The organism is Nonomuraea sp. 3N208, assembly GCF_052245935.1.
GTDB lineage: Bacteria > Actinomycetota > Actinomycetes > Streptosporangiales > Streptosporangiaceae > Nonomuraea.
In genome coordinates this window covers 1-1377 of sequence record NZ_JBQQBR010000153.1, presented here as the reverse complement: position 1 = coordinate 1377, position 1377 = coordinate 1, and the positions used below count along the sequence as shown (strand labels likewise).

The 1377-nt window shown below is 69.3% G+C and carries 1 protein-coding gene; it reads left to right on the top strand.

Annotation, left to right across the window (positions count from 1 at the left end):
- Positions 1 to 1377, top strand: a 1377-nt coding sequence (locus ACTWPT_RS59965) for a M28 family metallopeptidase (RefSeq protein ID WP_443186472.1), incomplete at both ends; no start/stop codon positions are given.

Here is a 1377-nt window from a genome sequence, read left to right as displayed (position 1 = left end):
CGGCCTGGACGACGCGTTCGCCAAGCTGCTCGTCCAGCAGGTCAAGGGCACGAACGTGCACAAGCACCTCCAGGCCCTGCAGGACATCGCCACCGCCAACGGCGGCAACCGCGCGGCCGGCACCAGCGGCTACGACGCCTCCCGCGACTACGTGGCGGACAACCTGCGCAAGGCCGGCTACAAGGTCACACTGCATCCCATCAACTTCGTCGAGAGCTGGAGCGAGAACACACCGCCCACGCTGAACCTGACCGCGCCCAGCGCCAAGACCTACGTCCCCAACGAGGACTTCTTCGCCTTCCAGCCCTCCCCGTCCGGAGACGTGACCGCGCAGGTCCAGGGCGTGGACCTGACGCTGCCGCCCGCCCCGACGCCGAGCTCGACCAGCGGCTGCGAAGCCGCCGACTTCGCCGGGTTCGTGGCCGGCCGCATCGCGCTCATCCAGCGCGGCACGTGCTCGTTCGTCACGAAGGTACAGAACGCGGCCGCGGCGGGCGCGACCGGCATCATCGTGTTCAACGAGGGCCAGGCGGGGCGTACCGAGGCGTCCCAACCGAACATCGGCGAGTGGCGGGCCGGGATCCCGATGGTGTTCGCCGACTTCGCCGTGGGCAACGAGCTGGCGAACACGGCCGGCGCGACCGTACGGCTCAAGGTCGACGCCAACCTGGTGCTCGGCACCAACGAGAACGTGATCGCCGAGAGCCGCTTCGGCGACCCGCGCAACGTCGTCATGGTCGGCGCCCACCTCGACAGCGTGCCCGCCGGACCCGGCATCAACGACAACGGCTCCGGCACCGCCGCCATCCTGGAGACAGCCGAGGAGATGGCGCGCTACCCGGTCAAGAACAAGGTCCGCTTCGCCTTCTGGGCCGCCGAAGAGATCGGCCTGCTCGGCTCCGACCAGTACGTCGCCTCGCTGTCCCAGGCGCAGCGGGACCACATCCGGCTCTACCTGAACTTCGACATGGTGGCCTCGCCGAACTACGCCTACAAGCTGTACGACGGGGACAACTCCGACAACGTCGGCTCCCCGGCCGGCCCACCCGGCTCCGCCGAGATCGAAAAGCAGCTGGAGGCCTTCTACGGTTCCCGCAGCCTGCGCACCGTCGGCACCGACTTCAACGGCCGCTCCGACTACGGGCCGTTCATCGAGGTCGGCATCCCGGCCGGCGGCATCTTCACCGGCGCCGAAGGCATCAAGACGGCCGAGGAAGCCGCGCTGTTCGGCGGCACGGCCGGGGTCGCGTACGACGCCTGCTACCACCAGGCATGCGACACGATCGCCAACATCAACGCGACCGCGCTGGACGTGGACTCCGACGCCATCGCCGACTCCGTCGCCCGCTACGCCTTCAACCTCCGCTCCATCCCGCC